At 53.7% G+C, this 25,895-nt stretch carries 25 protein-coding genes; 14 read left to right on the forward strand and 11 right to left on the reverse strand.

The window, feature by feature from the left end; genetic code table 11:
• The first annotated feature begins 39 nt into the window (after positions 1-39).
• A complete protein-coding gene (locus tag BFG58_RS17905; RefSeq protein ID WP_023334701.1) occupies positions 40-531 on the forward strand; it encodes a YajQ family cyclic di-GMP-binding protein in 492 nt (163 codons plus the stop codon).
• A gap of 31 nt (positions 532-562) precedes the next feature.
• Here BFG58_RS17905 and BFG58_RS17910 read toward each other — a convergent pair whose 3' ends face one another.
• The 8 genes from BFG58_RS17910 to BFG58_RS17945 all read right to left on the reverse strand — a co-directional run bounded on the left by BFG58_RS17910 (position 563) and on the right by BFG58_RS17945 (position 9,438).
• Positions 563-1,924 carry an MFS transporter gene (locus tag BFG58_RS17910; RefSeq protein WP_069720231.1) on the reverse strand — a complete coding sequence of 454 codons (1,362 nt, stop codon included), beginning with the start codon at positions 1,922-1,924 and terminating at the stop codon, positions 563-565.
• Between the two features lie 149 nt (positions 1,925-2,073).
• Entirely contained in the window at positions 2,074-2,961 is an 888-nt protein-coding gene (gene cyoE / locus BFG58_RS17915; protein ID WP_013095848.1) for a heme o synthase, read from the reverse strand.
• Positions 2,962-2,972: 11 nt separating this feature from the next.
• A complete protein-coding gene (locus tag BFG58_RS17920; RefSeq protein ID WP_006176899.1) occupies positions 2,973-3,299 on the reverse strand; it encodes a cytochrome o ubiquinol oxidase subunit IV in 327 nt (108 codons plus the stop codon).
• Positions 3,299-3,913 carry a cytochrome o ubiquinol oxidase subunit III gene (locus tag BFG58_RS17925; RefSeq protein ID WP_008503324.1) on the reverse strand — a complete coding sequence of 205 codons (615 nt, stop codon included), beginning with the start codon at positions 3,911-3,913 and terminating at the stop codon, positions 3,299-3,301. Before BFG58_RS17925 ends, BFG58_RS17920 begins: the two co-directional genes overlap by 1 nt.
• Entirely contained in the window at positions 3,903-5,894 is a 1,992-nt protein-coding gene (gene cyoB / locus BFG58_RS17930) for a cytochrome o ubiquinol oxidase subunit I (RefSeq protein WP_014168864.1), read from the reverse strand. The genes BFG58_RS17925 and cyoB overlap by 11 nt, the downstream gene beginning before the upstream one ends.
• A gap of 16 nt (positions 5,895-5,910) precedes the next feature.
• Positions 5,911-6,858, reverse strand: coding sequence for a cytochrome o ubiquinol oxidase subunit II (cyoA, locus tag BFG58_RS17935; protein ID WP_008503322.1), 948 nt, complete (start codon positions 6,856-6,858; stop codon positions 5,911-5,913).
• Positions 6,859-7,337: 479 nt separating this feature from the next.
• The gene (ampG, locus tag BFG58_RS17940; protein ID WP_048030090.1) at positions 7,338-8,813 is read right to left on the reverse strand and encodes a muropeptide MFS transporter AmpG; all 1,476 of its coding nucleotides are present in this window, start codon (positions 8,811-8,813) and stop codon (positions 7,338-7,340) included.
• 46 nt (positions 8,814-8,859) lie between these two features.
• The gene (locus BFG58_RS17945) at positions 8,860-9,438 is read right to left on the reverse strand and encodes a lipoprotein (protein WP_028017643.1); all 579 of its coding nucleotides are present in this window, start codon (positions 9,436-9,438) and stop codon (positions 8,860-8,862) included.
• Between the two features lie 305 nt (positions 9,439-9,743).
• On the opposite strand from BFG58_RS17945, the gene bolA reads away from it, so the two are divergent.
• The 11 genes from bolA to BFG58_RS18000 all read left to right on the forward strand — a co-directional run bounded on the left by bolA (position 9,744) and on the right by BFG58_RS18000 (position 20,823).
• A complete protein-coding gene (bolA, locus tag BFG58_RS17950) occupies positions 9,744-10,061 on the forward strand; it encodes a transcriptional regulator BolA (RefSeq protein WP_021241655.1) in 318 nt (105 codons plus the stop codon).
• 330 nt (positions 10,062-10,391) lie between these two features.
• Positions 10,392-11,690 carry a trigger factor gene (gene tig / locus BFG58_RS17955; RefSeq protein WP_008503318.1) on the forward strand — a complete coding sequence of 433 codons (1,299 nt, stop codon included), beginning with the start codon at positions 10,392-10,394 and terminating at the stop codon, positions 11,688-11,690.
• A 260-nt stretch (positions 11,691-11,950) separates the two neighbouring features.
• Complete coding sequence (gene clpP, locus BFG58_RS17960; RefSeq protein WP_008503317.1) at positions 11,951-12,574, forward strand: ATP-dependent Clp endopeptidase proteolytic subunit ClpP; 624 nt, start codon at positions 11,951-11,953, stop codon at positions 12,572-12,574.
• A gap of 126 nt (positions 12,575-12,700) precedes the next feature.
• Positions 12,701-13,975, forward strand: a complete 1,275-nt coding sequence (clpX, locus tag BFG58_RS17965; RefSeq protein ID WP_045909778.1) for an ATP-dependent protease ATP-binding subunit ClpX — start codon at positions 12,701-12,703, stop codon at positions 13,973-13,975.
• A gap of 182 nt (positions 13,976-14,157) precedes the next feature.
• Positions 14,158-16,512, forward strand: a complete 2,355-nt coding sequence (lon, locus tag BFG58_RS17970) for an endopeptidase La (RefSeq protein ID WP_023334706.1) — start codon at positions 14,158-14,160, stop codon at positions 16,510-16,512.
• A gap of 210 nt (positions 16,513-16,722) precedes the next feature.
• Positions 16,723-16,995: a nucleoid-associated protein HU-beta gene (gene hupB / locus BFG58_RS17975; RefSeq protein ID WP_002444653.1), complete on the forward strand. Its 273-nt coding sequence runs from the start codon at positions 16,723-16,725 to the stop codon at positions 16,993-16,995.
• Between the two features lie 212 nt (positions 16,996-17,207).
• Complete coding sequence (gene ppiD / locus BFG58_RS17980) at positions 17,208-19,079, forward strand: peptidylprolyl isomerase (protein ID WP_069720232.1); 1,872 nt, start codon at positions 17,208-17,210, stop codon at positions 19,077-19,079.
• A 148-nt stretch (positions 19,080-19,227) separates the two neighbouring features.
• The gene (locus BFG58_RS17985; RefSeq protein ID WP_069720233.1) at positions 19,228-19,608 is read left to right on the forward strand and encodes a helix-hairpin-helix domain-containing protein; all 381 of its coding nucleotides are present in this window, start codon (positions 19,228-19,230) and stop codon (positions 19,606-19,608) included.
• Between the two features lie 99 nt (positions 19,609-19,707).
• Positions 19,708-20,106 (forward strand): YbgC/FadM family acyl-CoA thioesterase, encoded by a 399-nt coding sequence (locus BFG58_RS17990; protein WP_069720234.1) that lies wholly within the window; start codon positions 19,708-19,710, stop codon positions 20,104-20,106.
• A gap of 47 nt (positions 20,107-20,153) precedes the next feature.
• Complete coding sequence (locus BFG58_RS17995) at positions 20,154-20,507, forward strand: type II toxin-antitoxin system RelE/ParE family toxin (protein ID WP_069720235.1); 354 nt, start codon at positions 20,154-20,156, stop codon at positions 20,505-20,507.
• Positions 20,494-20,823: an addiction module antidote protein gene (locus BFG58_RS18000; protein ID WP_028012165.1), complete on the forward strand. Its 330-nt coding sequence runs from the start codon at positions 20,494-20,496 to the stop codon at positions 20,821-20,823. Before BFG58_RS17995 ends, BFG58_RS18000 begins: the two co-directional genes overlap by 14 nt.
• A gap of 2 nt (positions 20,824-20,825) precedes the next feature.
• Here BFG58_RS18000 and queC read toward each other — a convergent pair whose 3' ends face one another.
• The gene (gene queC, locus BFG58_RS18005; protein ID WP_008503311.1) at positions 20,826-21,521 is read right to left on the reverse strand and encodes a 7-cyano-7-deazaguanine synthase QueC; all 696 of its coding nucleotides are present in this window, start codon (positions 21,519-21,521) and stop codon (positions 20,826-20,828) included.
• 66 nt (positions 21,522-21,587) lie between these two features.
• The gene (locus BFG58_RS18010; RefSeq protein ID WP_069720236.1) at positions 21,588-23,288 is read right to left on the reverse strand and encodes an SgrR family transcriptional regulator; all 1,701 of its coding nucleotides are present in this window, start codon (positions 23,286-23,288) and stop codon (positions 21,588-21,590) included.
• A 101-nt stretch (positions 23,289-23,389) separates the two neighbouring features.
• Here BFG58_RS18010 and cof point away from each other — a divergent pair, with 101 nt between their 5' ends.
• Positions 23,390-24,208, forward strand: coding sequence for an HMP-PP phosphatase (cof, locus tag BFG58_RS18015; RefSeq protein WP_024906827.1), 819 nt, complete (start codon positions 23,390-23,392; stop codon positions 24,206-24,208).
• A 42-nt stretch (positions 24,209-24,250) separates the two neighbouring features.
• On the opposite strand, the gene BFG58_RS18020 is transcribed toward cof, so the two are convergent.
• The gene (locus tag BFG58_RS18020) at positions 24,251-25,297 is read right to left on the reverse strand and encodes a PLP-dependent cysteine synthase family protein (RefSeq protein WP_048030096.1); all 1,047 of its coding nucleotides are present in this window, start codon (positions 25,295-25,297) and stop codon (positions 24,251-24,253) included.
• Positions 25,298-25,412: 115 nt separating this feature from the next.
• Between BFG58_RS18020 and BFG58_RS18025 the strand changes: the two genes are divergently transcribed.
• A complete protein-coding gene (locus BFG58_RS18025) occupies positions 25,413-25,871 on the forward strand; it encodes an Lrp/AsnC family transcriptional regulator (RefSeq protein WP_008503307.1) in 459 nt (152 codons plus the stop codon).
• The last annotated feature ends 24 nt before the right edge of the window (positions 25,872-25,895 follow it).

The following is a 25,895-nucleotide window of genomic DNA, read 5'->3' on the forward strand; positions in this document are numbered from 1 at the left end:
GTATTATGCAACGCAACAAAAGTGAAGGGAGAAGAAAAGATGCCATCTTTCGATATTGTTTCCGAAGTTGATATCCAGGAAGTTCGCAACGGCGTTGAGAACGCAACCCGCGAAGTTGAGTCACGTTTCGATTTTCGTGGCGTTGAGGCGTCGTTTGAGCTGAACGACGCAAATAAGACCATTAAGGTGCTGAGCGAGTCTGATTTCCAGGTAAATCAGTTGCTCGACATTCTGCGCGCCAAGCTGTTAAAGCGCGGCATCGAAGGGACGTCTCTGGATGTGCCAGAAGAGTTTGTGCACAGCGGTAAGAACTGGTTTGTGGAAGCCAAGTTGAAGCAGGGCATCGAGAGCGCGGTGCAGAAGAAGATTGTGAAGCTCATCAAAGACAGCAAGCTGAAGGTGCAGGCGCAGATCCAGGGCGAAGAGATTCGCGTGACCGGTAAGTCCCGCGATGACCTCCAGTCGGTGATGGCGCTGGTGCGCGGCGGCGATCTGGGGCAGCCGTTCCAGTTTAAAAACTTCCGCGATTAATATAAAAAGCCCGGTTTAACCGGGCTTTTTTTCACGCCTTGAGCGCCTGCTCGACCTCGAAACGGTTGGTCACCTTACTGTCAATTTTGACGTAAGCGCTGCGCTCTTCGGGAACAATCAGCACCTCTGTGACCCCGTCTTTAGCTTCCAGACGCTGTTTCAGCACATCGCTAATCTCCACATCATCCGGAATTTCTACGCGCAGACTGCTCACGTAGCGCGGCTCTTTCATGGTACCGGCGACCAGCAGCCAGACTGTCGCCAGCAGCGCCCCCGCGAGAAACACGGTTTGTGAATCAAAGAGTCCGTCCACCCAGCCGCCAAGCGAGCCGCCGATCGCCACGCCGAGAAACTGGCTGGTGGAGTAAATGCCCATTGCCGTGCCTTTGTAACCGGCGGGAGACTCTTTGCTGATAAGCGACGGCAGCAGGGCTTCCATCAGGTTAAATGCCAGGAAGAACAGCTGCACGCCGGCAATCAGCTCCCAGAAGTGCGGGCCGGCACCCCAGAGCACGATCTCGGCAATCAGCAGGACTGCCACGCAGCCCACGAAGACGCGCTTCATTTTGCGCTTCACTTCGGCGTAGATGATGAACGGCACGACGGAGACAAACGAAATCAGCATCGTAACCAGATAGATTTTCCAGTGCTCAGCCGCCGGGAAACCCGCTGCGGCAAGCTGGCCGGGTAGGGCAACAAAGGTCGACATCAGCAGAATGTGCAGACACATAATGCCAAAATTCAGCTTAAGCAGGCGCGGCTCGACAATCACTTTGCTGAAGCAGCCTTTTACCATCCCCGACTCACGGTTGAGGACGTGGTTTTTGCTGTCCGGAACCACCCACAGGGTTAAGGCAATACCGATGGTCGCCAGCACGGCAATCATCCAGAACAGGGCGTGCAGACCCAATGTGTGCGTAATGATGGGGCCGAGCACCATCGCAATCGCAAACGTCACGCCAAAGCTCACGCCGATGAACGCCATCGCTTTGGTACGGTTTTGCTCGCGGGTTAAGTCTGACAGCAGCGCCATCACCGCGGCGGCAATCGCACCGGAGCCCTGCAGCGCGCGGCCAAGAATAATCCCCCAGATGGAGTGGGAGAGGGCGGCAATAACGCTCCCGAGCACAAAGACCAGCAGCCCGCCGACAATCAGCGGCTTGCGGCCCACCCGGTCAGAGAGCAGGCCAAACGGGATCTGGAACACCGCCTGCGCCAGACCATAAATGCCAATGGCGAGGCCAATCAGCGCCTCGCTGGCCCCCTGCAGCGCCATACCGTACGTGGTCAGAACAGGCAGGACCATAAACATGCCAAGCATCCGTAGCGAGAAGACAGTCCCTAAGCCCCAGGTCGCGCGTAGCTCGCCTGGCGTCATTTTATAATCGTTCATTACCACCTCAGTTCAAAAGCAGGCCATAGTGTAGTGCGGGGAAGGGGCGGGGTAAATAAAGGGTTATTTAACAAATATTACATGCGTTATTAATAGATTCAGTGAATAAAAAAGGGTGCCGAAGCACCCCTTTATTCACCTGTTGTGGCTTACCAGACGTAAGTCAGCAGGTTATGTGAATCCGGCACCATAAAGTCCACGGACATCATCACGGACAGTGAAGTAATGGCCACAATCGAGAACACAAACAGCTTGCGCGCCCAGACTTTGTCATCTTCCACTTTGTAACCGCGCAGCGCCATGCCGAGCCACCAGACGCTCACCGCAGCCGCTACCGCCAGATATTTGTATCCAGCGTAACCACCCAGAGAGAGCATCAGCGTTGCCACGGCAAAGGCGATGATGTACAGCGTGATGTGGTTCTTGGCAACGGAGATGCCTTTCACGACCGGCAGAACCGGGATGTTCGCTGCCTGATAATCCTTAAAGCGGAAAATCGCGATGGCATAGGAGTGCGGCATCTGCCACAGGCTAAAGATAGCCAGCAGGATCAGCGCACCGCTGTCGAACTCATTCGTGACCGCGCAGTAGCCAATCACCGGCGGCGCAGCGCCGGAGAGAGAACCAATCAGCGTGCCGTAGACGGAGTGACGCTTCATATACAGGCTGTAGACGCCCACATACACCACGAACCCCATCACCCCCAGCCAGCAGGCCAGCGGGTTAGCACCAAACCACAGCAGCATAAAGCCAGCAATACCCAGCAAGGTGGCGTACACCAGCGAGACGGAAGGGGCGATCAGGCCTTTCACCAGCACCCGATTTTTGGTCCTTTCCATCTTCTTGTCGATATCCATGTCGATGTAGTTGTTAAATACACAACCGGACGCAACAACCAGTGACACACCGACCAGCGTGTAGATAAAGAGGGTGTAATCAATGCTGCCTTTGGAGGCCAGCAGGAACCCTCCGATCACGGAGATCAGGTTGCCAAAGATGATGCCTGGTTTCGTTACTTGCAGGTATTGCTTAAACATACTCGCCGCTCTTAGTGAACCATCATGTTGTAGTTGAGGTTCCACATAATCCAGATGGAACCGACTACCAGGATAGCGATGATAATCACGGTAAAGATAAAGGCGGTCATGTTCCAGCCTTCATCGGACTTGGTGTTCATGTGCAGGAAGCAAACCAGATGCACCAGAATCTGAATCACCGCGGTCACCAGGATTGCACCCAGGATAACCGGCTTAGACGCAGAACCGCTCATCACCATCCAGAACGGGATCACCGTCAGGATGATCGACAGGATGAAACCTGTCATGTAGGTTTTTACGCTGCCGTGGGAAGCGCCATGATCGTTAGAATGACTCATTACATCGCCCCCATCAGATAGACAACAGAGAACACACAGATCCACACCACGTCCAGGAAGTGCCAGAACAGGCTCAGGCACAGGATACGGGTACGGTTAGTACTGGTCAGGCCGCGACGGGAGATCTGGAACATCAGTACTGCCATCCAGATCAGACCGGAGGTCACGTGCAGACCGTGGGTGCCGACCAGCGCGAAGAACGCGGACAGGAAGCCACTGCGATCCGGGCCGAAGCCTTCCATGATCAGGTGATGGAATTCATAGATTTCCATCCCGATAAATCCAGCACCAAACAGCCAGGTCAACGCCAGCCAGGACACAACCTGGCTCTTGTTGTTTTTGTACATGGCGATAGCCGCCATGCCGTAGGTGATGGAGCTGAATAACAGCAGTGCGGTTTCAACCAGAACGAACGGCAGTTCAAAGATGTCCTTGCCGGTCGGGCCGCCCGCTGTGCCGTTCACCAGAACGGCATAGGTCGCGAACAGACAGCAGAACAGAATGCAGTCGCTCATCAGGTAGATCCAGAAACCGAAGACTTTGGTCGGTCCTGTATCGTGGTGCGCATGCTCATGCGCGTGGGCAGTTGAGTGCGCCAGAGTATCAGTTGCCATTTTTCAGCCCCGCTTTAGAAATCTCGTCGAAATGCTGATTTTCCAGCTTCTCAACTTCACGGACTGGTACGTAGTAGTCCACGTCCTCGTCAAAGCTCTTCACAATCCAGCTGATTACGATGCCAGCGAAGCCAACAATCGCCATCCACCAGATGTGCCAGATCATTGCGAAACCAAATACCGTCGCGAAAGCGGCAATCACGATGCCCGCACCGCTGTTTTTCGGCATGTGGATCTCTTCGTAATGAGCAGGTTGCTTGTACGCTTCACCTTTTTCTTTCATTTCCCAGAATGCGTCGCGTTCATGAACCTGCGGCACGATGGCAAAGTTATAGAAAGGCGGTGGAGAAGAGGTCGCCCACTCCAGCGTACGGCCACCCCATGGGTCACCGGTCAGGTCACGGTTCTGGTCGCGGTCGCGAATAGACACGTAGAACTGAATCAGCTGAGATGCGATACCACAGGCAATCAGCACGGCACCGCCCGCTGCAACCATCAGCATTGGGTGGAACTGCGGATCGATCTGCTGGCTCAGACGACGGGTCATACCCATGAAGCCCAGCACGTACAGCGGCATAAATGCCACGAAGAAGCCGATGATCCAGAACCAGAACGCGCGTTTACCCCATTTCTCGTTCAGCGTGAAGCCGAACGCTTTTGGCCACCAGTAGGTTACGCCAGCGAAGCAGCCGAAGACCACGCCACCGATGATAACGTTATGGAAGTGCGCAATCAGGAACAGACTGTTGTGCAGAACGAAGTCAGCACCCGGTACCGCCAGCAGTACGCCGGTCATCCCACCTACGGAGAAGGTCACGATGAAGCCGATGGTCCACAGCATTGCTGAGTGGAACACGATACGGCCCTGGTACATGGTGAACAGCCAGTTGAAGATCTTCACCCCGGTCGGGATGGCGATAATCATGGTGGTAATACCGAAGAAGGCGTTTACGTTCGCGCCCGCACCCATGGTGAAGAAGTGGTGCAGCCAAACGATGAACGACAGAACGGTAATACACACGGTTGCCCACACCAGAGAGGTGTAACCAAACAGACGTTTACGCGAGAAGGTTGCTGCGATTTCGGAGAAAACACCGAACACAGGCAGAACCAGGATGTACACTTCCGGGTGACCCCAGGCCCAAATCAGGTTGATGTACATCATCATGTTGCCACCCATATCATTCGTGAAGAAATGGGTGCCCAGGTAGCGGTCCAGGGTCAGCAGCGCGATGGTGACGGTCAGGATTGGGAAGGAGGCAATAATCAGGATGTTGGCGCACAGAGATGCCCAGGTAAATACCGGCATCTTGAACATGGTCATGCCAGGGGCACGCATCTTGATAATGGTCACGAAGAAGTTGATACCGGTCAGGGTTGTACCGACACCGGAGAGCTGAAGCGCCCAAATCCAGTAGTCGACGCCAACGCCCGGACTGTACTCAATTCCTGACAGCGGTGGGTAAGCCAGCCAGCCGGTCTGCGCGAATTCGCCCACACCCAGTGACAGGTTAACCAGGATAACGCCGACAACCGTGAACCAGAAGCTCAGGTTGTTCAGGAACGGGAACGCCACGTCGCGCGCGCCGATTTGCAGCGGAACGACCACGTTCATCAGACCGATAACCAGCGGCATCGCCACGAAGAAGATCATGATAACGCCGTGGGCGGTAAAGATCTGATCGTAGTGGTGCGGTGGCAGGAAGCCGGCTTCACCCGCAGAGGCGAGTGCCTGCTGGCTACGCATCATGATTGCATCCGCAAAGCCACGAATTAACATGACGATACCGACGATGCAGTACATGATACCGAGTTTTTTGTGGTCAACCGAAGTCAGCCACTCGTTCCACAGGTAGCTCCACTTACCGAAGTAAGTGATTAAGGCCAGTAAGGCCGCGCCACCAATGATAATTGCAGCCACCGTAACCACGATAATCGGTTCATGGTAGGGCACTGCATCCAGTGTCAATTTTCCGAACATTTTCTTCCTCGGCCCCTTAGTGAGCGGTTTCCGCGTGGCTCATGTCCATGCCTTCCATACCTTCGTGCGCGCTGTGCTCGCCTTCAGGCTGGGTCATGTCCATGCTCTTGCCGTGATCCATAAATTTGCCAATCACATCTTTGAACAAATCGGGTTTCACGTTAGAGAAGTACTCCACCTTGTTGTATTCGCTAGGTGCAGCCACTTTTTCGAACGCCGCCATGTCAGACATGGTGTTTGGAGACTGCTTCGCTTTTTCAACCCACTGGTCGAAAGCGGCACGGTCTGGCGTTGCAATAGCTTTGAACTTCATACCTGAGAAGCCCGGGCCGCTATAGCTGGCGGAGATACCATCATAGGTGCCTGCTTCATTCGCGATCAGGTGCAGGTTAGTCTGCATACCGGCCATCGCGTAAATCTGGCTACCCAGACGCGGGATGAAGAAGGAGTTCATTACGGAGTTGGAGGTCACTTTGAACTGAACCGGAGTGTTCGCCGGGAAGGCGATTTCATTCACGGTAGCAATACCCTGCTCTGGATAGATGAAGAACCATTTCCAGTCCATGGAGACCACTTCGATGGTAATAGGTTTTTCATCGTGAACCAGCGGCTTGCTCGGCTCAAGTGCGTGAGTGGTTTTCCAGGTCAGTACGGCAAGGAACAGGATGATCAGGATAGGTACCGTCCAGACCACAGCTTCCACTTTATTGGAGTGTGACCAGTTCGGGCTATACTTCGCATCTTTATTGCTCGCACGATACTTCCAGGCGAAACCAACAGCCATCAAAATGGCTGGAATAACCACAATCAACATCAGGCCAAAAGCCGTCAATATCAGTGAACGTTGTTCCAGTCCAATCTGTCCTTTGGGGTCTAGTAGTGCAGAATCACAGCCACTGAGTAATACAGTGCCTGCGAATAATGACAACCATCCCAAACTTTTATTGTATTTCCTGAGTCTCATTTAACGACCTCAATTCCACGGGAGTCTGGTGGCGTTTAAAGTGTGCGGGCATTTTACGGGAAGGTTACATTACTGTAAACATCATTAGGCCTGTGTCAGGAAGGTGTTACCGGGTTCTGCCGCACGTGTCACAAGTGTTGCAAATTATGTCGGTTTTTATGACCGAAGCCGCATGAGATGGGCTTTATAACGAAAGGACCCCCAAGCATACCCTAAAAGGGGCAATTGGTATAACCATTGTTAAAAATAAACAAAAAATTAACAATTAATTATCAATAAAAAGACATCTAAAAAACGAAAAATCAAACTATCACATGCTGAATCGTTTAATGAAAAATAGCGTTTTGGAACCGGAGCCAATAATTTCCAAATCCTATCCCGCACAAAACAACAAATATTTTTTTTCGTCGCTGGTGGCTATTTCACCGTTATAATTTCGGTTAGTGATTACAACGGGAAATAACCTTTCGTATTTTTCTTCAGGTCAGCTGCGTTTTACGCAACGCCATGAAATCGAGCAGACCCCCGGTCAGGATCCCAACGATGGCCAGCAGGGCACCGGCGTCCAGCAGAAGGGCCCCGAAGGGGAGTGCCAGAGACGTGCTGGCATTAATAATGAGCACCACAAGCCAGAGTGCCAGCGCAATGCAGCCCACCATTAACAGCCGTAACGCAAAACGGTAGGCGCGGTGATATTCGGTGCGCGGCATAAAGTGTTCGGTCCGCTGGGTATATTCCAGCGTCTGGCGACACACCAGCAACAATAAAATCCCCGGCACGGCAGCCACGACCGAGAAGAGATAAAATGTTGGCCAACCGTGGGCTTCCACGAACCAGCCGGCAATTGGGCCTACATAAACGCGGCCTACGGCAGAGAGCGCCGAGAGCAGTGCGAACTGCGTAGCGGAAAATGACTTGTTGCACAGGGTCATCAGCAGGGCGACAAAGGCCGCTGTCCCCATACCGCCACAGAGATTTTCAAAAAATACCGCCGCAGCCATGCTGATCATATGTTTGTCGGTAATCGACAGCAGCCAATAGCCTGCGTTAGAGGCGCCTTGCAGAATGCCGAAGATCAGCAGCGCGCGGAACAGCGTCAGGCGCTGCATCAGCACGCCGCCATACAGTGCCCCGACAATGGTCGCAAACAGCCCCAGCGTTTTATTCACCACGCCCACTTCACCGGCGTCAAAGCCGACACCCCTGATCAGGAAGGTGGTGGTCAGGCTCATGGCAAAAGCGTCACCCAGCTTATAAAGGACGATAAGCAGCAGGATCAGCCAGGCGTTGTTGCGGCCAAAGAAGTCACGCAGCGGTTCGGCGACGGCCTGCTCCAGCGAGCGGGGAACCGGGATAACGTCACTCGGTTCGGGCGCCAATAGCGTCGCGATAATGCAGGGGATCAGCAGAGCAGCCATCAGCCAGTACATCCCCTGCCAGCCTAAGTAACGGTCTGCCAGCCACAGCGCCAGCCCGCCGGAGACCAGCATCCCGAGGCGATAGCCCAGCACGCTGATGGCCGCACCAGCACCGCGTTCTTCCGCTGGTAACACGTCCGTCTTCCAGGCGTCGAACACGATATCCTGAGAGGCGGAACAGAAGGCAATCACCACCGCAAGCGCGGCCATCCAGCGCAGCTGCGTGGCGGGTTCAAGAAAACCCATCGCCGCAATGGCCAGCAGCAGCAGGAGCTGCGTCATCACCAGCCAGCCGCGACGACGCCCGAGGAAAGGCGGCGTGTAACGATCCATGACCGGAGACCACAGAAACTTGAATACATAGGCCTGACCCACAAGCGAGAAGAAGCCAATGGTTTTCAGATCGATGTTCTCGACTGTCATCCACGCCTGAAGCGTGCCGGAGGTGAGCGCGAGGGGTAAACCCGAGGCAAAGCCGAGGATCAGCAGAATCGCTGATTTCGGTTGCTGGAAAATGCGTAAGTAATGGCTGGACATGTTCTTATAAAACTGACCCGGCGATAGACCGGGTCAGCGGGCAGGATTAACGCGCGTTCTGCTTGATGAAGTCGTGAATGCTGGTGTCCTGCGCCATGTCGGAAATGGTATCCGTCAGCACGCTGTTAACCGCATCAGCAATATTTTTATTCGATGCCTGGAACGCGCCTTCTACAGAGTAGCTCGCACGATAGTTCTTGGTCATCTTGTTACCGTTCTTCGCGGTCGCGATGATGGCGATATCCGCTTTGGTGGCGATGTTGTAGCGCACATTGCCCTGAGACACATCAGCGTACAGGTTGTTCACGATGATCTGCAGATCCACCGCGCCGCTTGGGCCAACCATATAGCCACGGGAGGTCATCTGTTTCTCCAGAACTTCCTGCAGCAGGAAGCGCAGGTCGCGGGAGGCGGTAAGCGTCACCTGCTGGTTATCGCGGGTCACTTTAGCCAGAGCCTGATCCTGACGCTGATCGGCGCCGTTAATGCTCACGGTGACGCCCATCAGGCTTGGGTCCTGCTGAGGCAGGGTGATTTTCGGTGAGACATCAATGGTGGTCGGCGGGGTAGCGCAGCCTGCCAGCATAAAAAGGGCTACCAATGGAAAGAAGAGTTTTTTTAACATTTTAAGGTTCTCACGAATCGTAAGCATAATAGAGAGAAAAATTGCCGCCATCATAACATCGCCAACGGTCAGGGGAAGTGGTCAACGCATGTAAATTCATCGTCTTGTCCGAAAACTGACCAGCTCACCCATTTTCTCCTTCCACGGATGACAAAAGGTATGAGCCTCACAGTGAACTTCATTCGTTTGAATGAGAAAATCAGACGAAAGCTAAATATTTGTTGTCAAGGTGTAATGGAAACGGTAAAAGCGGCTAATATTTAAAGGGATGGGTGACATCCTGGCGTTGTCGGAGGAGTAATTTCATGATGATACGTGAGCATATAGAAGATAAATTAAGGGCAGCGTTCAACCCTGTGTTCCTCGAAGTCGTCGACGAAAGCTATCGTCATAACGTACCGGCAGGTTCTGAAAGCCACTTTAAAGTGGTTCTGGTTAGCGATCGCTTCACGGGAGAACGTTTCCTGAACCGACATCGCTTGATCTACAGCACCTTGACGGAAGAGCTCTCCACGACCGTGCATGCGCTGGCACTGCATACCTACACCATTAAGGAATGGGAAGGCTTGCAGGATACGGTTTTCGCATCGCCGCCCTGTCGCGGTGCAGGCACTATCGCCTGATAAATCGGATTTGCAACGGCTGGAGCTTTTCCAGTATGTTGCTTACAGATTTCCTCAAAACGGCCTCCGGGCCGTTTTGTTTTGTCTGAGTTTTGAGCGGATGGTGCGATTTTAAGGCTAAAAATAGCCTTAAAGTGTGAAAAAAGCCGCAGCAACATGCCCCAACCGTTCTCGACTCACCTAAGTGATGCCGCTATAATGCCGCGTCTTATTGAATGTCTTCGGGATGATTCTGGCGACAGGGAATGTGAATCTGCACTAAGAGAGCATCCCGGTATAACAGACAGATTCAGAGTTGACCGAGCACTGTGATTTTTTTGAGGTAACAAGATGCAAGTTTCAGTTGAAACCACTCAAGGCCTTGGCCGCCGTGTAACGATTACTATCGCTGCTGACAGCATCGAAACTGCTGTGAAAAGCGAGCTGGTCAACGTAGCAAAAAAAGTACGTATTGACGGCTTCCGTAAGGGCAAAGTACCAATGAATGTTGTTGCTCAGCGTTATGGCGCTTCCGTGCGTCAGGATGTGCTGGGTGAACTGATGAGCCGCAACTTTATCGATGCGATCATCAAAGAAAAAATCAATCCGGCCGGTGCGCCAAACTACGTTCCAGGCGAATACAAACTGGGCGAAGACTTCACCTACTCCGTAGAGTTCGAAGTGTACCCGGAAGTTGAGCTGAAAGGTCTGGAATCTATCGAAGTTGAAAAACCGATTGTCTCCGTGACTGACGAAGACGTTGACGGCATGCTGGACACCCTGCGTAAGCAGCAGGCGAACTGGAAAGAGAAAGAAGGCGCTGTTGACGCGGAAGACCGTGTGACCATCGACTTCACCGGTTCTGTAGACGGCGAAGAGTTCGAAGGCGGCAAAGCGTCTGACTTCGTACTGGCAATGGGCCAGGGTCGTATGATCCCAGGCTTCGAAGACGGTATCAAAGGCCACAAAGCGGGCGAAGAGTTCACCATCGACGTGACCTTCCCTGAAGAGTACCACGCTGAAAACCTGAAGGGTAAAGCAGCGAAGTTCGTGATCAACCTGAAGAAAGTGGAAGAGCGCGAACTGCCAGAACTGACTGAAGAGTTCATCAAACGTTTCGGCGTGGAAGACGGTTCTGTTGCTGGCCTGCGTACCGAAGTGCGTAAAAACATGGAGCGCGAGCTGAACGGCGCTGTGCGCAACCGCGTGAAGTCTCAGGCGATCGAAGGTCTGGTGAAAGCCAACGAAATCGACGTTCCTGCTGCCCTGATCGACAGCGAAATCGACGTTCTGCGCCGTCAGGCTGCACAGCGTTTCGGTGGCAACCAGCAGCAAGCGATGGAACTGCCACGCGAGCTGTTCGAAGAGCAAGCGAAACGTCGCGTTGTGGTTGGCCTGCTGCTGGGCGAAGTGATTCGTACCCACGAGCTGAAAGCTGACGAAGAGCGTGTGAAAGGCCTGATCGAAGAGATGGCTTCTGCATACGAAGATCCATCAGAAGTGATCGAGTTCTACGGTAAGAACAAAGAGCTGATGGACAACATGCGCAACGTAGCCCTGGAAGAGCAGGCGGTTGAAGCGGTACTGGCGAAAGCGAAAGTGACCGAAAAAGCGACCTCTTTCAACGAACTGATGAACCAGCAGGCGTAATTTCGCCCCAACGGTTTAAAGTTTGAACAGAAAACCCGTTGCCTTGCGGCAGCGGGTTTTTTTTATCGCAGCCAGAGCCCAGGAAGAGTGCTAAAACGCCCTTTCGGTGTTAGCGTAACAACAAAAGGTTGTTATGCTTGAAATAGGGCACTGTGAACCCCATAAGTACGTAATCATGATGAATGAGACTGGCTGATAATCCGTCCGTAAGGTTACAATCAGTACAGCAGGTGTTTTCAATTTTGATCCAGGAGACGGAAATGTCATACAGTGGCGAACGAGATAACTTTGCACCCCATATGGCTCTGGTGCCAATGGTTATTGAACAGACCTCACGTGGTGAGCGTTCTTTTGATATCTATTCCCGTCTGCTCAAGGAACGCGTTATCTTTCTGACCGGCCAGGTGGAAGACCACATGGCTAACCTGATCGTGGCGCAGATGCTGTTTCTGGAAGCGGAAAACCCGGAAAAAGACATTTACCTGTACATTAACTCCCCGGGTGGCGTGATTACAGCAGGGATGTCCATTTATGACACCATGCAATTCATCAAACCGGATGTCAGCACGATCTGTATGGGTCAGGCAGCATCTATGGGCGCGTTCCTGTTAACCGCAGGGGCGAAGGGTAAGCGTTTCTGCTTGCCAAATTCCCGCGTGATGATTCACCAGCCGCTGGGCGGTTACCAGGGGCAGGCGACGGATATCGAAATCCACGCCCGCGAAATTCTGAAAGTAAAAGCGCGCATGAATGAACTTATGGCGCAGCATACGGGTCAACCTCTCGAGCAGATCGAGCGCGATACCGAGCGCGATCGCTTCCTCTCTGCTTCAGAGGCAGTTGAGTACGGCTTAGTCGACTCCGTGTTGACCCATCGTAATTGATGCCCGCGACGCGAGTGTGCCGCTATACTAAGGTAGGGCGGCACGCTGCTTGATGCAGCTTGCGTCTTAGAATGGCATTTGCGTCGTCATGTGCGGCACAAAGAACTTAAAAAGAGGTTTGGACTCATGACAGATAAACGCAAAGATGGTTCGGGCAAACTGCTGTACTGCTCTTTTTGCGGCAAAAGCCAGCATGAAGTGCGTAAACTGATTGCCGGGCCGTCCGTGTATATCTGCGACGAATGTGTCGATTTATGTAACGACATCATTCGCGAAGAGATTAAAGAAGTCGCACCGCACCGTGAGCGCAGCGCGCTGCCAACGCCGCATGAAATTCGTCATCACCTTGACGACTACGTCATCGGTCAGGAGCAGGCCAAGAAAGTGCTGGCGGTAGCGGTCTATAACCACTACAAACGCCTGCGTAACGGCGACACCAGCAATGGCGTGGAACTGGGTAAAAGTAACATTCTGCTGATCGGCCCAACCGGTTCCGGTAAAACGCTGCTGGCTGAAACCCTGGCGCGTCTGCTTGATGTTCCGTTCACCATGGCGGATGCCACCACCCTGACCGAGGCCGGTTACGTGGGTGAGGACGTCGAAAACATCATCCAGAAACTGCTGCAGAAGTGCGATTACGACGTACAGAAAGCCCAGCGCGGGATTGTTTACATCGATGAGATCGACAAGATCTCCCGTAAATCCGACAACCCGTCCATCACCCGTGACGTATCGGGTGAAGGCGTACAGCAGGCACTGCTGAAGCTGATCGAAGGTACGGTAGCCGCCGTTCCACCACAGGGTGGTCGTAAACATCCTCAGCAGGAGTTCCTGCAGGTTGATACCTCCAAGATCCTGTTCATCTGTGGCGGTGCGTTTGCCGGTCTGGATAAAGTCATCTCCCACCGTGTTGAAACCGGCTCCGGCATTGGTTTTGGCGCAACGGTGAAATCGACGGCTGAAAAACCGAACGAAGGCGAGCTGCTGTCTCAGGTTGAACCGGAAGATCTGATCAAATTCGGTCTGATCCCTGAGTTCATCGGTCGTCTGCCGGTTGTGGCAACGCTGAATGAGCTGAGTGAAGACGCGCTGATCCAGATCCTGAAAGAGCCAAAAAATGCGCTGACCAAGCAGTATCAGGCGCTGTTCAATCTGGAAGGCGTTGACCTGGAATTCCGCGACGAAGCGCTGGATGCCATTGCCAAGAAAGCGATGGTCCGTAAAACCGGTGCTCGTGGTCTGCGTTCTATCGTTGAAGCGGCACTGCTCGACACTATGTACGATCTGCCGTCGATGGAAGACGTTGAGAAAGTGGTGATTGACGAGTCCGTCATCAGCGGTCAAACCAAGCCGCTGCTGATTTACGGTAAACCGGAAGCCCAGCAGGCATCTGGCGAATAATTCACCAAATCATACAAGCAGTTAATCAAAAAGGGGGGATTTTATCTCCCCTTTACTTTTTCCGTATTCATAGCGTTGAATGTGTGGGAAACATCCCCATATACTGGATACATGTTAATGGTTATGTGAAGCACAGTGACATGACCAGCTTACCTGGCGGACACTAACTAAGAGAGAGCTCTATGAATCCTGAGCGTTCTGAACGCATTGAAATCCCCGTATTGCCGTTGCGCGATGTGGTGGTTTATCCGCACATGGTCATACCCTTATTTGTAGGGCGGGAAAAATCTATCCGTTGCCTCGAAGCCGCTATGGATCATGATAAAAAAATCATGCTGGTGGCACAGAAAGAAGCATCAACGGATGAGCCGGGTGTAAACGATCTTTTCACCGTCGGGACCGTGGCCTCTATTTTGCAGATGCTGAAGCTGCCTGACGGCACCGTGAAGGTGCTGGTAGAAGGCCTGCAGCGTGCGCGTATTACCACTCTGTCAGACGACGGCGAACATTTCTCTGCCAAGGCAGAGTACCTTGATTCGCCTGAACTTGATGAGCGCGAGCAGGAAGTACTGGTTCGCACCGCGATTAGCCAGTTTGAAGGCTACATCAAGCTGAACAAGAAAATCCCACCAGAAGTGCTGACGTCGCTGAACAGCATCGACGATCCTGCACGTCTGGCGGACACCATCGCTGCACATATGCCGCTGAAGCTGGCTGACAAACAGTCTGTGCTGGAAATGTCCGACGTTAACGAACGTCTGGAATACCTGATGGCGATGATGGAGTCCGAAATCGATCTGCTGCAGGTTGAGAAGCGTATTCGCAACCGCGTGAAAAAGCAGATGGAAAAATCTCAGCGTGAGTACTATCTGAATGAGCAAATGAAGGCCATTCAGAAAGAACTGGGCGAGATGGACGATGCGCCGGACGAAAACGAAGCGCTGAAGCGTAAGATCGACGCGGCGAAGATGCCGAAAGAGGCGAAAGAGAAAGCCGAAGCCGAGTTGCAGAAGCTGAAAATGATGTCTCCAATGTCGGCTGAAGCGACCGTTGTACGCGGCTACATTGAGTGGATGGTGCAGGTTCCGTGGAACGCCCGCAGCAAGGTCAAAAAAGACCTGCGTCAGGCGCAGGAAATCCTCGATACCGACCACTACGGCCTGGAACGCGTGAAAGACCGCATTCTTGAGTACCTCGCGGTACAAAGCCGTGTAAACAAAATCAAAGGCCCAATTCTGTGCCTGGTAGGACCGCCAGGGGTGGGTAAAACCTCTCTGGGTCAGTCCATCGCTAAAGCGACCGGACGTAAGTATATCCGTATGGCGCTGGGTGGCGTGCGCGATGAAGCGGAAATCCGCGGTCACCGCCGTACCTACATCGGTTCTATGCCGGGTAAATTGATCCAGAAGATGGCGAAAGTGGGCGTTAAAAACCCGCTGTTCCTGCTGGATGAGATCGACAAGATGTCGTCGGACATGCGTGGCGATCCGGCGTCTGCCCTGCTGGAAGTACTTGATCCAGAACAGAACGTGGCGTTCAGCGATCACTATCTGGAAGTGGACTACGACCTGAGCGACGTCATGTTCGTGGCGACGTCGAACTCCATGAACATTCCGGCTCCGCTGCTGGACCGTATGGAAGTGATCCGTCTCTCCGGTTACACCGAAGACGAGAAGCTGAACATTGCTAAACAGCACCTGCTGCCGAAACAGATTGAGCGTAACGCGCTGAAAGCCAACGAGCTGACCGTCGAGGACAGCGCGATTATTGGCATCATTCGCTACTACACCCGTGAAGCGGGCGTGCGTAGCCTTGAGCGTGAAATCTCTAAACTGTGCCGTAAGGCGGTGAAACAGTTGCTGCTGGATAAGAGCCTGAAACACATTGTGATTAACGGCGATAATCTGCATGCCTATCTCGGTGTTCAGCGCTTCGACTACGGTCGCGCGGATAACGAAAACCGCGTTGGCCAGGTAACCGGTCTGGCATGGACGGAAGTGGGCGGCGATCTGCTGACCATCGAAACCGCCTGTGTACCGGGTAAAGGCAAACTGACCTACACCGGCTCGCTGGGTGAAGTGATGCAGGAGTCCATTCAGGCGGCGCTGACCGTGGTGCGCGCGCGTGCGGAGAAACTGGGGATCAACCCTGATTTCTACGAAAAACGCGACATCCACGTGCACGTACCTGAAGGGGCGACGCCGAAAGATGGTCCAAGCGCGGGTATTGCCATGTGTACCGCTCTGGTTTCTTGCCTGACAGGGAACCCGGTGCGTGCCGATGTGGCGATGACCGGTGAGATTACGCTGCGTGGCCAGGTTCTGCCGATTGGCGGCTTAAAAGAAAAACTGCTGGCGGCACACCGCGGTGGGATCAAAACCGTATTGATCCCTTACGAAAATAAACGCGATCTGGAAGAGATTCCGGACAACGTGATTGCCGACCTGCAGATTCATCCTGTTAAGCGAATTGAGGAAGTTCTTAGTCTCGCATTGCAGAATGAACCGTCAGGAATGCAGGTTGTAACCGCAAAATAGTGACCTCGCGCAAAGAGCGTCAATAAAAACAAGGCTGGTAAGTCATTTCGCACTTGCCAGCCTTTTTTTGTATAGCTAATTTAGATTGCTGATTAGGTCAGCCATCAACAACGGGTGTTGTAAGGTCATGGCAGGCCTGATATAACTGCTGCGCGGTCGCGTTGTGAAGGATTCAGGCGCGATATAAATTATAAAGAGAGGAAGAGAACAGTGAATAAATCTCAACTGATTGACAAAATTGCTGCTGGTGCTGATATTTCTAAAGCTGCAGCTGGACGTGCGTTAGATGCATTAATTGCTTCTGTTACTGAATCTCTGCAGGCTGGGGACGACGTTGCACTGGTAGGCTTCGGTACTTTTGCTGTTAAAGAGCGTGCTGCCCGTACTGGCCGCAACCCTCAGACCGGTAAAGAGATCACCATTGCTGCCGCTAAAGTGCCGGGTTTCCGTGCAGGTAAAGCGCTGAAAGACGCAGTAAACTGATTGCTTTCCCGTTTCAGGGAAGCCGGATAGTACAAGGGCGCATCGTTTGATGTGCCTTTTTTGTTTGTCCAGACCTGATTTGTGCGAGTTTATGCGAGTTGTGGGCTGACAATCGCCCCGTTTTCTTGTCACAATACGACTTTACGCGCGACGGGCAGGATTTTCCGTCAGCGTCAGGTAACCAGTCACCTACAGCGGAGTGTTGTTACACCATGATGGACAGCTTACGCACGGCTGCTAACAGTCTCGTGCTCAAGATTATTTTCGGTATCATTATCGTGTCGTTCATATTGACCGGCGTGAGCAGTTACCTTATTGGCGGTGGCGCGAACTATGCCGCAAAAGTGAATGGCCAGGAGATCAGCCGCGGTCAGTTCGAGAATGCTTTTGCCGGTGAACGTAACCGTATGCAGCAACAGCTGGGCGACCAATTCTCTGAACTGGCAGCGAACGAAGGGTATATGAAAACCCTGCGCCAACAGACTCTGAACCGTCTTATCGACGAAGCGCTGCTGGATCAGTATGCCAAAAAACTGGGCCTTGGCATCAGCGATGAGCAGGTGAAAAAAGCCATTTTCTCCACACAAGCCTTCCAGTCTAACGGTAAATTCGACAACGCACGTTACAACAGCATCGTCAACCAGATGGGGATGACGGCCGATCAGTACGCGCAGGCGCTGCGTAACCAGCTGACCACTCAGCAGCTCATCAATGCCGTTGTCGGCACTGATTTCATGCTCAAAGGTGAAACGGATGAACTGGCCGCGCTGGTGGCACAGCAGCGCGTTGTGCGTGAAGCGACCATTGATGTGAACGCCCTTGCCGCGAAACAGCAGGTGAGCGACGCTGACGTTAACGCTTATTACGAGCAGAACAAGAATTCCTTTGTTTCTCCAGAGCAGTTCCGTGTGAGCTACATCAAGCTGGATGCGGCTGCGTTGCAGGAAACCGCGTCTGACGCGGAAATCCAGTCTTACTACGACCAGCATCAGGATCAGTTCACACAGCCGCAGCGTAACCGCTACAGCGTGATTCAGACCAAAACCGAGGCGGATGCCAAAGCGGTACTGGATGAGCTGAACAAAGGCGCTGATTTCGCGACCGTCGCGAAAGCGAAATCCACCGACATTATCTCTGCGAAAAACGGCGGCGATATGGGCTGGCTGGAAGACGCGACCACGCCGGACGAGCTGAAAAATGCCGGCCTGAAAGAGAAAGGCCAGCTGTCTGGCGTCATTAAATCTTCCGTAGGTTTCCTGGTCGTGCGTCTGGACGATATCACCGCGGCGAAAACCAAGCCGCTGGCTGAGGTTCGCGACGATATCGCGGCGAAAGTGAAACAGGAAAAAGCGCTGGATGCCTACTATGCGCTGCAGCAGAAGGTGAGCGATGCTGCCAGCAACGACAACGAATCTCTGGCGGGTGCCGAGCAGGCGGCTGGGGTGAAAGCGGTTGAGACGGGCTGGTTTGGCCGTGACAACCTGCCGGAAGAGCTGAACTTCAAACCGGTTTCTGATGCCATCTTCAACGGTGGTCTGGTCGGCGAGAACGGCACGCCGGGCAGTAACTCTGACATCATTACCGTCGATGGCGATCGTGCGTTTGTGCTGCGCGTCAGCGAGCACAAGCCAGAAGCGGTCAAACCGCTGGCGGAAGTGAAGGATCAGGTCGTCGCTCAGGTTAAGCACAACAAAGCGGAACAGCAGGCGAAGCTGGATGCTGAGAAGATTCTGGCCGATCTGAAAGCGGGTAAAGAGGATGCGCTGAAAGCGGCTGGCCTGAGCTTCGGTGAGGCGAAAACGCTGAGCCGTACCGGTCAGGATCCAATCAGCCAGGCCGCGTTTGGCCTGACTCTGCCTGCGAAGGACAAGCCAAGCTTCGGTACTACCACCGATGCGCAGGGTAACGTCGTTCTGCTGGCGCTGGATGAAGTGAAAGCCGGTACCCTGCCAGACGCGCAGAAGAAGGCGATGGTCCAGGGGATTACCCAGAACAATGCTCAGATTGCCTTCGAAGCCATGATGAGCAACCTGCGTAAAGATGCCAAAATTAAGCTGGGCGACATCATCACTCAGCAGCAATAATTACGTATCTGCTCGCAGATTTTCGTAACGCTCTGCAATAACTAAAGGCCGCTTTCGCGGCCTTTTCCATTTCTGCACTCTGCTGTTTGTGCCGGTTTTCTCGGGCGGCTATCGTGACGGGGCTGTCAACAAACAAGGAGATAACAGCATGAAATGTGGAATCAAAGCACTGTTAATTACGCTGGCTATTGCCACCACCGGGATGAGCGCGGGGGCGCTGGCGGCGACGCCTGCCGCCAAACAACAGACGACACAGAGCAAATCCGACGCAGCGACGATGGCGCAAGGGCAGACTAAAGCGACCGAAGCCGGTAAAAATGCGGACGATGATGGTACGCGGGTCAGCATCAATTCAGCCTCTGCCGAGGATCTCGCCCGCGTGATGAATGGCGTCGGACTGAAAAAAGCGCAGGCTATCGTCAGCTATCGTGAAGAGTATGGTCCTTTCAAAACGGTCGACGATCTCAAACAGGTTCCGGGCATGGGGAGCGCGCTGGTTGAGCGCAACCTCTCACACCTGACGTTGTAATCTCACAATTACTTGCACAGCGGCAAAAATTTGCCAGGATAAAGAGGTCATACCAGTTATGACCTCTCATCCTACAATAACAGTAAAGGCTATTGCGCTATGCAGACAAAAATTAAAGTACGCGGTTTTCACCTCGACGTTTACCAGCATGTGAACAATGCCCGCTACCTGGAGTTTCTTGAGGAAGCGCGCTGGGACGGGCTGGAAAACAGCGAAAGCTTTCAGTGGCTGACCGCGCACAACATCGCGTTCGTGGTCGTCAATATCAACATCAACTACCGTCGTCCGGCCGTGCTGGGCGATGTACTCACGGTGACCAGCCAGGTGCAGAAGATCAATGGCAAAAGCGGCGTGTTAAGCCAGGTGGTGACGCTCGATCCCGAAGGGCAGGTGGTCGCTGATGCGCTGATTACTTTTGTCTGTATCGATCTGAAAACGCAGAAAGCGTTGCCGCTGGAAGGGGAATTGCGCGAAAAGCTGGAGCTGATGATCGCGTAGGAATTTGTCTTTTATAAAAGACAAAGGGGTTTTTCAGGGATAGAATAATGGACAGGGACTACGTTGTTGAACGTTACCGGACCCGTGACGGGAAAGTGCCGTTTGAGGAGTGGGTAGCCAGAATGAATCGAAGGGATCCGGATACAGTTTTCCGGATCCTTATGCGGATCAACCGTGCAATAAAACGTAATTTTGGCGATTACAGATACCTCAGGGAAGGTGTTTGGGAGATGCGAGTCGACAGTGGCCCCGGCTACAGAATCTATTTTGCAGTAGAGAATCGGCAGGTTTTATTGTTACTTATCGGTGGTGACAAAAAGAGCCAAAAAGCGGATATCAAACTGGCAATAGATTACTGGAAAGATCATCAAATAAAAGGACAATCGAATGAGCGCCACTGAACGAAAATATTCGAGTTCTGTTAGCCATCATGATGCTGTTGTGAAAATGCTACGAGAGAATCCTTCCTACGCTCAGCGTTATTTGCAAACAGCCCTGGAAGAAATCTATGAAGACCAGGGGATCCCTGCCTATCTCATTGCACTCCGCCAGGTTATCGAAGCACGAGGTGGCATCGGAGAAATTTCTGCTAAATCAGGCCTGTCTCGTCAGCAGCTATACCGAACCTTATCAGACAATGGCAACCCAACGCTGACAACGCTGATGAAAGTCACCCGTGCTGCCGGCGTGAAACTGTTCGACAGCACGGTTAAGTAGCCCTATTTAAGCCCGGTTTTCTTCTGCATAGCGGCCATCACGCCAGCTTTATCGGCCAGATAGTGATTCAGCCCATTCGCGCGCAGATTACAGGCGGCGCACTGGCCGCAACCGTCGCCTTTGATGCCGTTATAGCAGGTGAGGGTTTCGCTGCGAACCAGGTCCAGCTTGCCCCAGTAGTCCGCCAGCGCCCAGGTTTCGGCTTTATCCAGCCACATCAGCGGGGTTTCAAAGCGCGTCTCTTTTGCCATCCCCAGATTGACGGCGTGGTTTAACGCCTTCACGAACTCATCACGACAGTCCGGGTAGCCGGAGAAATCTGTTTCACACACGCCCGTGATCACCGCTTCGGCTTTCACCTGGTAGGCGTAGATCGCCGTCAGGGTCAGGAAGAGGATATTACGGCCCGGCACGAAGGTATTCGGAATGCCGCTGGCATCGGGTTCGTAGTCCGGGACGGGAATACTGTCCCGGGTGAGGCTACTCACGGCCAGTTCATTTAACAGCGTAACGTCCAGCACCTTGTGCGCGCGTGCGCCCAGTTTCAGGGCCAGTTCACGGGCAACGTCGATCTCAGCGCGATGACGCTGACCATAATCGAAAGTCACACAGTGAACTTCATCGTACTGATGAAGAGCCTGAACCAGGCAGGTAGTAGAATCTTGTCCTCCGCTGAACACGACGACGGCACGTTTCATAAATCATCTCGACTGTTACGGTAAAAACGTTATGTTACCGTCTGACCACGACGGCGACCAGCTTCTTCACGCTTTGGGGGCGGGCAGCCAGGCTTCGGTAAAGTCAAACCAGCCGCGAGTGTTGAGGCGTATGCCGTTGACACCCGGCGGGGCGCTGATCTGGTATTGATAATTGAACAGTGGGGTGATCACCGCCTTTTCCATGAGTCCGGAGAAAATGGCCCTGAGCCCGGCATGTCTGGCCTGCTCATCGGACTGAGTCTGTACCGCATCCAGCGTGGCCTGCAGATGGGCATATTGCGGCGCGCTCAGCAGGTGTGGCCAGAGGGCATCACAGCGTAGCCACTGCTCAAGCGTATATTCCGGCGCTTCGCCAATCAGCCTGTCACCCATCATGAGATCCGCGTCCGCCAGTTGCTGGCATCCGTCCCAAGTTTTTGCGTCGTGAAAGATAACCGTTAGCTCGCAGCCCTGCTGTGCAAGGTACTGTTTTAGCTGACGCGCCATCGTGTGCAACTCAACTGGCAAATGGTAAATCAGGGTTAAGGTCTCCGGCAGGGGGACATGTGCCAGATCCGACCACTGAGGGATCGCCCATCCGGGCAGCAGCTCCTCTGTTGGGGTAATCAGCCCCTCGTTGAGCGGCAGCGTATGCAGAAGCGATGAGAGATGAATGATGTTGATGAGCCGTCGTGCCTGCATTTCACTCAGCCGCGGGCTTTGCTTCAGGGTAAGATAGCAAAAGCCAAGACTGGTACTGTTCGTCACCAGGCGCAGGCTTTCAAGTTCATCCGGCTCGCCAATGGCGATCTGCACCGGATGGCGACAGCTGGTACCCAGCCCATAGTCAAACAGCGTCGGTGTGATCCAATATTCGATAGCCTTAAGCAGCGGGTGGTTGAGATGGTACTGCTCGTGGCTTTCCAGACGGACAAGATCGGGCTCATATACGCTTAGCCTGAAGGGGCCGCAGCCCGTCATGGGCTGTTCGGGATGTGCAAGCCGGCTACAGTAGGTGGCCAGGCGGTGTGCCAGCCAGTAATCCGGCTGGTGCAGCGTGAACGTCAGACACTGAGGGTGAGTGACGTCAATGCGCAGGACGCTCTGGAACAGTTTACGCAGGGCGGGCAAGGCAAAAAGCGCATTCAGGCTTTGCTGAAGCTGTCCGGTTTCGACCTTATCGCCGTTATGCCAGTGTAAGGTGGAACGAATATAAAAATGCCAGCGCAAACCGTCCGCCGACACCTCCCAGTGATGGGCGAGGTCGCCAGTCGGTTCACTGCTGTTGCCGTGAAAGCGCGTCAGTCCGGAAAAGATCTGTCCTGCCAGATGCTGTTCCGCCCGACCGGGTAAAAAACCCGGATGAAGCGGATCCAGCGAGCGGTAATAGGGGATGCGCAGCGTTGGCGTATCGTTTTGCCACTGCCCGCCTAAAAAGGGATGCAGCAATGATCGCAATGCGTCGGGGGCGAGCTGGGCCAGCTCAAGCACGTTGTGCTGTTCTCCCCGCCTCAGCGCCTCCTCCATCATGGTATTGCGCAGAGATTCAGGCGCGACATGGAACGTCAGTTCACCCCGTTTACCGCGGCCAGACTGCGCTCGCCAGCTCAGCCAGCCCGCCTCCTGTGCCTGACGCAGCAGCGTTCGGACATGCCGCTCGCTGCAAAAACAGCGGGCGGCCAGCTCGCTGATGGCGACCTGTTGCGTTGCACCCTCGGAAGGCTGCCAGAGCCGGTGATACTGGTTAAGTCGATTGAGCTGGCGCATGCTAAACCCGGAACAATAATTATCATCTTTTCACTATTACTTCCGTATATCTCACACGATACTGTTGCACAAGTTAACCGCATCACATTTCGGGAGTAATCATGGCTCGGCTCGCTGCATTTGATATGGACGGTACGCTGTTAATGCCGGATCACCGTTTAGGAGAGAAAACCCTGAACACGCTGAAGCGTCTGCACGAGCGTAATGTCACCCTGACGTTTGCCACTGGCCGCCATGTGCTGGAGATGCGCCACCTGCTGGGCGCGTTTTCCCTCGACGCCTTTCTGATCACCGGCAACGGGACGCGAATTCATTCTGTAGAAGGCGATGTGCTGCACCGACAGGATCTCAACCCGGAAGTGGCGGACATCGTGCTGCACAGTACCTGGGACACGCAGGCCAGTATTCACGTGTTCAACGATCGGGGCTGGTTTACCGGAAGCGACATCCCGGAATTATTGCACGCGCATGTATACAGCGGCTTTAAATACCAGCTTATCGATCTGCGTCGGATCCCTGCCCATGCGGTGACCAAGATCTGCTTCTGTGGCGATCATGACGATCTCTGTCGCTTAAGGATTCAACTGAATGAGGCGCTGGGTGACCGGGCACACCTGACCTTCTCGGCGGTGGATTGCCTGGAAGTGCTGCCGGTGGGCTGTAACAAAGGTTCCGCTCTGGCGGTGCTGAGCGACCACCTGGGATTAACGCTGCAGGAGTGTATGGCGTTCGGCGACGCCATGAACGACCGCGAAATGCTGGGTAGCGTAGGTCGGGGTCTGATCATGGGGAATGCGATGGCGCAGCTGAAAGCAGAACTTCCTCATCTGCCGGTTATTGGTCACTGCCGTAATGAAGCGGTGTCCCATTTTTTGACGCATTGGCTGGACAATAACAACCTCCCCTATTCCCCCGAATAGTGAGACCCTTCCAGCAAGCCAGACTTCGGTCTGGCTTTTTTTTTATTTCAGCAGCTGCGCAATCTGCGCTTTCCAGGGGGCGATATCACCGATGTTAGCCTGCACCCACTCCGCATTGTAGTAGGTATCAAGGTAACGCTCGCCGCTGTCGCACAGCAGCGTGACGATGGAACCGCTGCGGCCCGCTTCGCGCATGCGTGCGGCAAGCTGCAGCGCGCCCCACATATTGGTGCCCGTCGAGGCACCCACTTTGCGGCCCAGCTGCGTCTCCAGCCAGTGAGCAGTGGCCACGCTGGCGGCATCCGGCACGCGCATCATCTCGTCCACCACGTCGGGGATGAAAGAGGGCTCGACGCGCGGACGACCAATGCCTTCAATTTTGCTGCCTACCGGGCTGCGCAGGTCGGCATCGCGGTTTTGCCAGTAGTCGAGGAACACGGAGTTCTGCGGGTCAACCACCATCAGCTGGGTATCGTAGCCCTGACAGCGGATGTAGCGTCCGATCGTGGCTGACGTGCCGCCGGTACCGGCGCTCATGACAATGTACGACGGAACCGGATGCGGTTCGTGGGTCATCTGGCGGAAGATACTGTCGGCAATGTTGTTATTCCCGCGCCAGTCCGTCGCGCGCTCGGCGAAAGTGAACTGGTCCATATAGTGGCCGTTCAGCTCACGGGCCAGCATTTCGGAGGCGGCGTAGATTTCGCAGGCGCTTTCCACAAAGTGGCAGCGGCCGCCGTAAAATTCGATCTGCTCGATTTTGCGTTTTGCGGTGCAGGAGGGCATCACCGCGATAAACGGCAGACCCAGCAGGCGGGCGAAATAGGCTTCGGATACTGCCGTTGAACCGGAAGAGGATTCAATAATGGTGGTACCCTCTTTAATCCAGCCGTTACATAAACCGTATAAAAACAGCGAGCGCGCCAGGCGATGCTTCAGGCTGCCGGTAGGATGGGTGCTTTCATCTTTCAGATAGAGCTGAATGCCGTCAAATCCCGGCAGGGAAAGGCGAATCAGGTGCGTATCCGCCGAGCGCTGATAGTCGGCATTGATTTCGCTGATCGCATGTTTAACCCAAGTGCTATTCATCGTCGTTATCCGTTTGTCATTTTGTGCCTAGCATAGCGAAAAGCACAGAAAAAATTGTTGCTATCTGGCCTTTAAAATAGAATGAAGGGAGAAAAATTTTCTCTGTGAGGTGGGTATGCTAGATAAAATTGACCGCAAGCTCCTTTCATTGCTGCAAAGTGACTGTACCCTCTCTTTGCAGGCGCTGGCAGATGCCGTTAATCTGACCACGACCCCGTGCTGGAAGCGTCTTAAGAAGCTGGAAGATGACGGCATTCTTCTGGGGCGCGTCGCGCTGTTAGATCCTGAAAAACTGGGGCTTGGGTTGACGGCATTTGTGCTGATAAAAACCCAGCATCACAGCAGCGAGTGGTATTGCCGCTTCGTCACCCAGGTGTCTGAGATGCCCGAAGTGCTCGGTTTCTGGCGCATGGCCGGCGAGTACGATTACCTGATGCGCGTCCAGGTGGCCGACATGAAGCGCTATGATGACTTCTACAAGCGGCTGGTGAACAGCGTGCCGGGGTTATCGGACGTCACCTCAAGCTTCGCCATGGAACAGATTAAATACACCACAGCATTACCTATTGAATAACTTCGTAAAATACCTTCAGGAACA

Source organism: Enterobacter sp. ku-bf2, assembly GCF_001742765.1.
Taxonomy (GTDB): domain Bacteria; phylum Pseudomonadota; class Gammaproteobacteria; order Enterobacterales; family Enterobacteriaceae; genus Enterobacter; species Enterobacter quasiroggenkampii.

Excerpts from the sequence above, each read along its gene's own strand:
- BFG58_RS17905 (WP_023334701.1), top strand. The coding sequence starts at position 40 with ATGCCATCTTTCGATATTGTTTCCGAAGTTGATATCCAGGAAGTTCGC.
- BFG58_RS17910 (WP_069720231.1), bottom strand. The coding sequence starts at position 1,924 with ATGAACGATTATAAAATGACGCCAGGCGAGCTACGCGCGACCTGGGGC.
- cyoE (WP_013095848.1), bottom strand. The coding sequence starts at position 2,961 with ATGTTTAAGCAATACCTGCAAGTAACGAAACCAGGCATCATCTTTGGC.
- BFG58_RS17920 (WP_006176899.1), bottom strand. The coding sequence starts at position 3,299 with ATGAGTCATTCTAACGATCATGGCGCTTCCCACGGCAGCGTAAAAACC.
- BFG58_RS17925 (WP_008503324.1), bottom strand. The coding sequence starts at position 3,913 with ATGGCAACTGATACTCTGGCGCACTCAACTGCCCACGCGCATGAGCAT.
- cyoB (WP_014168864.1), bottom strand. The coding sequence starts at position 5,894 with ATGTTCGGAAAATTGACACTGGATGCAGTGCCCTACCATGAACCGATT.
- cyoA (WP_008503322.1), bottom strand. The coding sequence starts at position 6,858 with ATGAGACTCAGGAAATACAATAAAAGTTTGGGATGGTTGTCATTATTC.
- ampG (WP_048030090.1), bottom strand. The coding sequence starts at position 8,813 with ATGTCCAGCCATTACTTACGCATTTTCCAGCAACCGAAATCAGCGATT.
- BFG58_RS17945 (WP_028017643.1), bottom strand. The coding sequence starts at position 9,438 with ATGTTAAAAAAACTCTTCTTTCCATTGGTAGCCCTTTTTATGCTGGCA.
- bolA (WP_021241655.1), top strand. The coding sequence starts at position 9,744 with ATGATGATACGTGAGCATATAGAAGATAAATTAAGGGCAGCGTTCAAC.
- tig (WP_008503318.1), top strand. The coding sequence starts at position 10,392 with ATGCAAGTTTCAGTTGAAACCACTCAAGGCCTTGGCCGCCGTGTAACG.
- clpP (WP_008503317.1), top strand. The coding sequence starts at position 11,951 with ATGTCATACAGTGGCGAACGAGATAACTTTGCACCCCATATGGCTCTG.
- clpX (WP_045909778.1), top strand. The coding sequence starts at position 12,701 with ATGACAGATAAACGCAAAGATGGTTCGGGCAAACTGCTGTACTGCTCT.
- lon (WP_023334706.1), top strand. The coding sequence starts at position 14,158 with ATGAATCCTGAGCGTTCTGAACGCATTGAAATCCCCGTATTGCCGTTG.
- ppiD (WP_069720232.1), top strand. The coding sequence starts at position 17,208 with ATGATGGACAGCTTACGCACGGCTGCTAACAGTCTCGTGCTCAAGATT.
- BFG58_RS17985 (WP_069720233.1), top strand. The coding sequence starts at position 19,228 with ATGAAATGTGGAATCAAAGCACTGTTAATTACGCTGGCTATTGCCACC.
- BFG58_RS17990 (WP_069720234.1), top strand. The coding sequence starts at position 19,708 with ATGCAGACAAAAATTAAAGTACGCGGTTTTCACCTCGACGTTTACCAG.
- BFG58_RS17995 (WP_069720235.1), top strand. The coding sequence starts at position 20,154 with ATGGACAGGGACTACGTTGTTGAACGTTACCGGACCCGTGACGGGAAA.
- BFG58_RS18000 (WP_028012165.1), top strand. The coding sequence starts at position 20,494 with ATGAGCGCCACTGAACGAAAATATTCGAGTTCTGTTAGCCATCATGAT.
- queC (WP_008503311.1), bottom strand. The coding sequence starts at position 21,521 with ATGAAACGTGCCGTCGTCGTGTTCAGCGGAGGACAAGATTCTACTACC.
- BFG58_RS18010 (WP_069720236.1), bottom strand. The coding sequence starts at position 23,288 with ATGCGCCAGCTCAATCGACTTAACCAGTATCACCGGCTCTGGCAGCCT.
- cof (WP_024906827.1), top strand. The coding sequence starts at position 23,390 with ATGGCTCGGCTCGCTGCATTTGATATGGACGGTACGCTGTTAATGCCG.
- BFG58_RS18020 (WP_048030096.1), bottom strand. The coding sequence starts at position 25,297 with ATGAATAGCACTTGGGTTAAACATGCGATCAGCGAAATCAATGCCGAC.
- BFG58_RS18025 (WP_008503307.1), top strand. The coding sequence starts at position 25,413 with ATGCTAGATAAAATTGACCGCAAGCTCCTTTCATTGCTGCAAAGTGAC.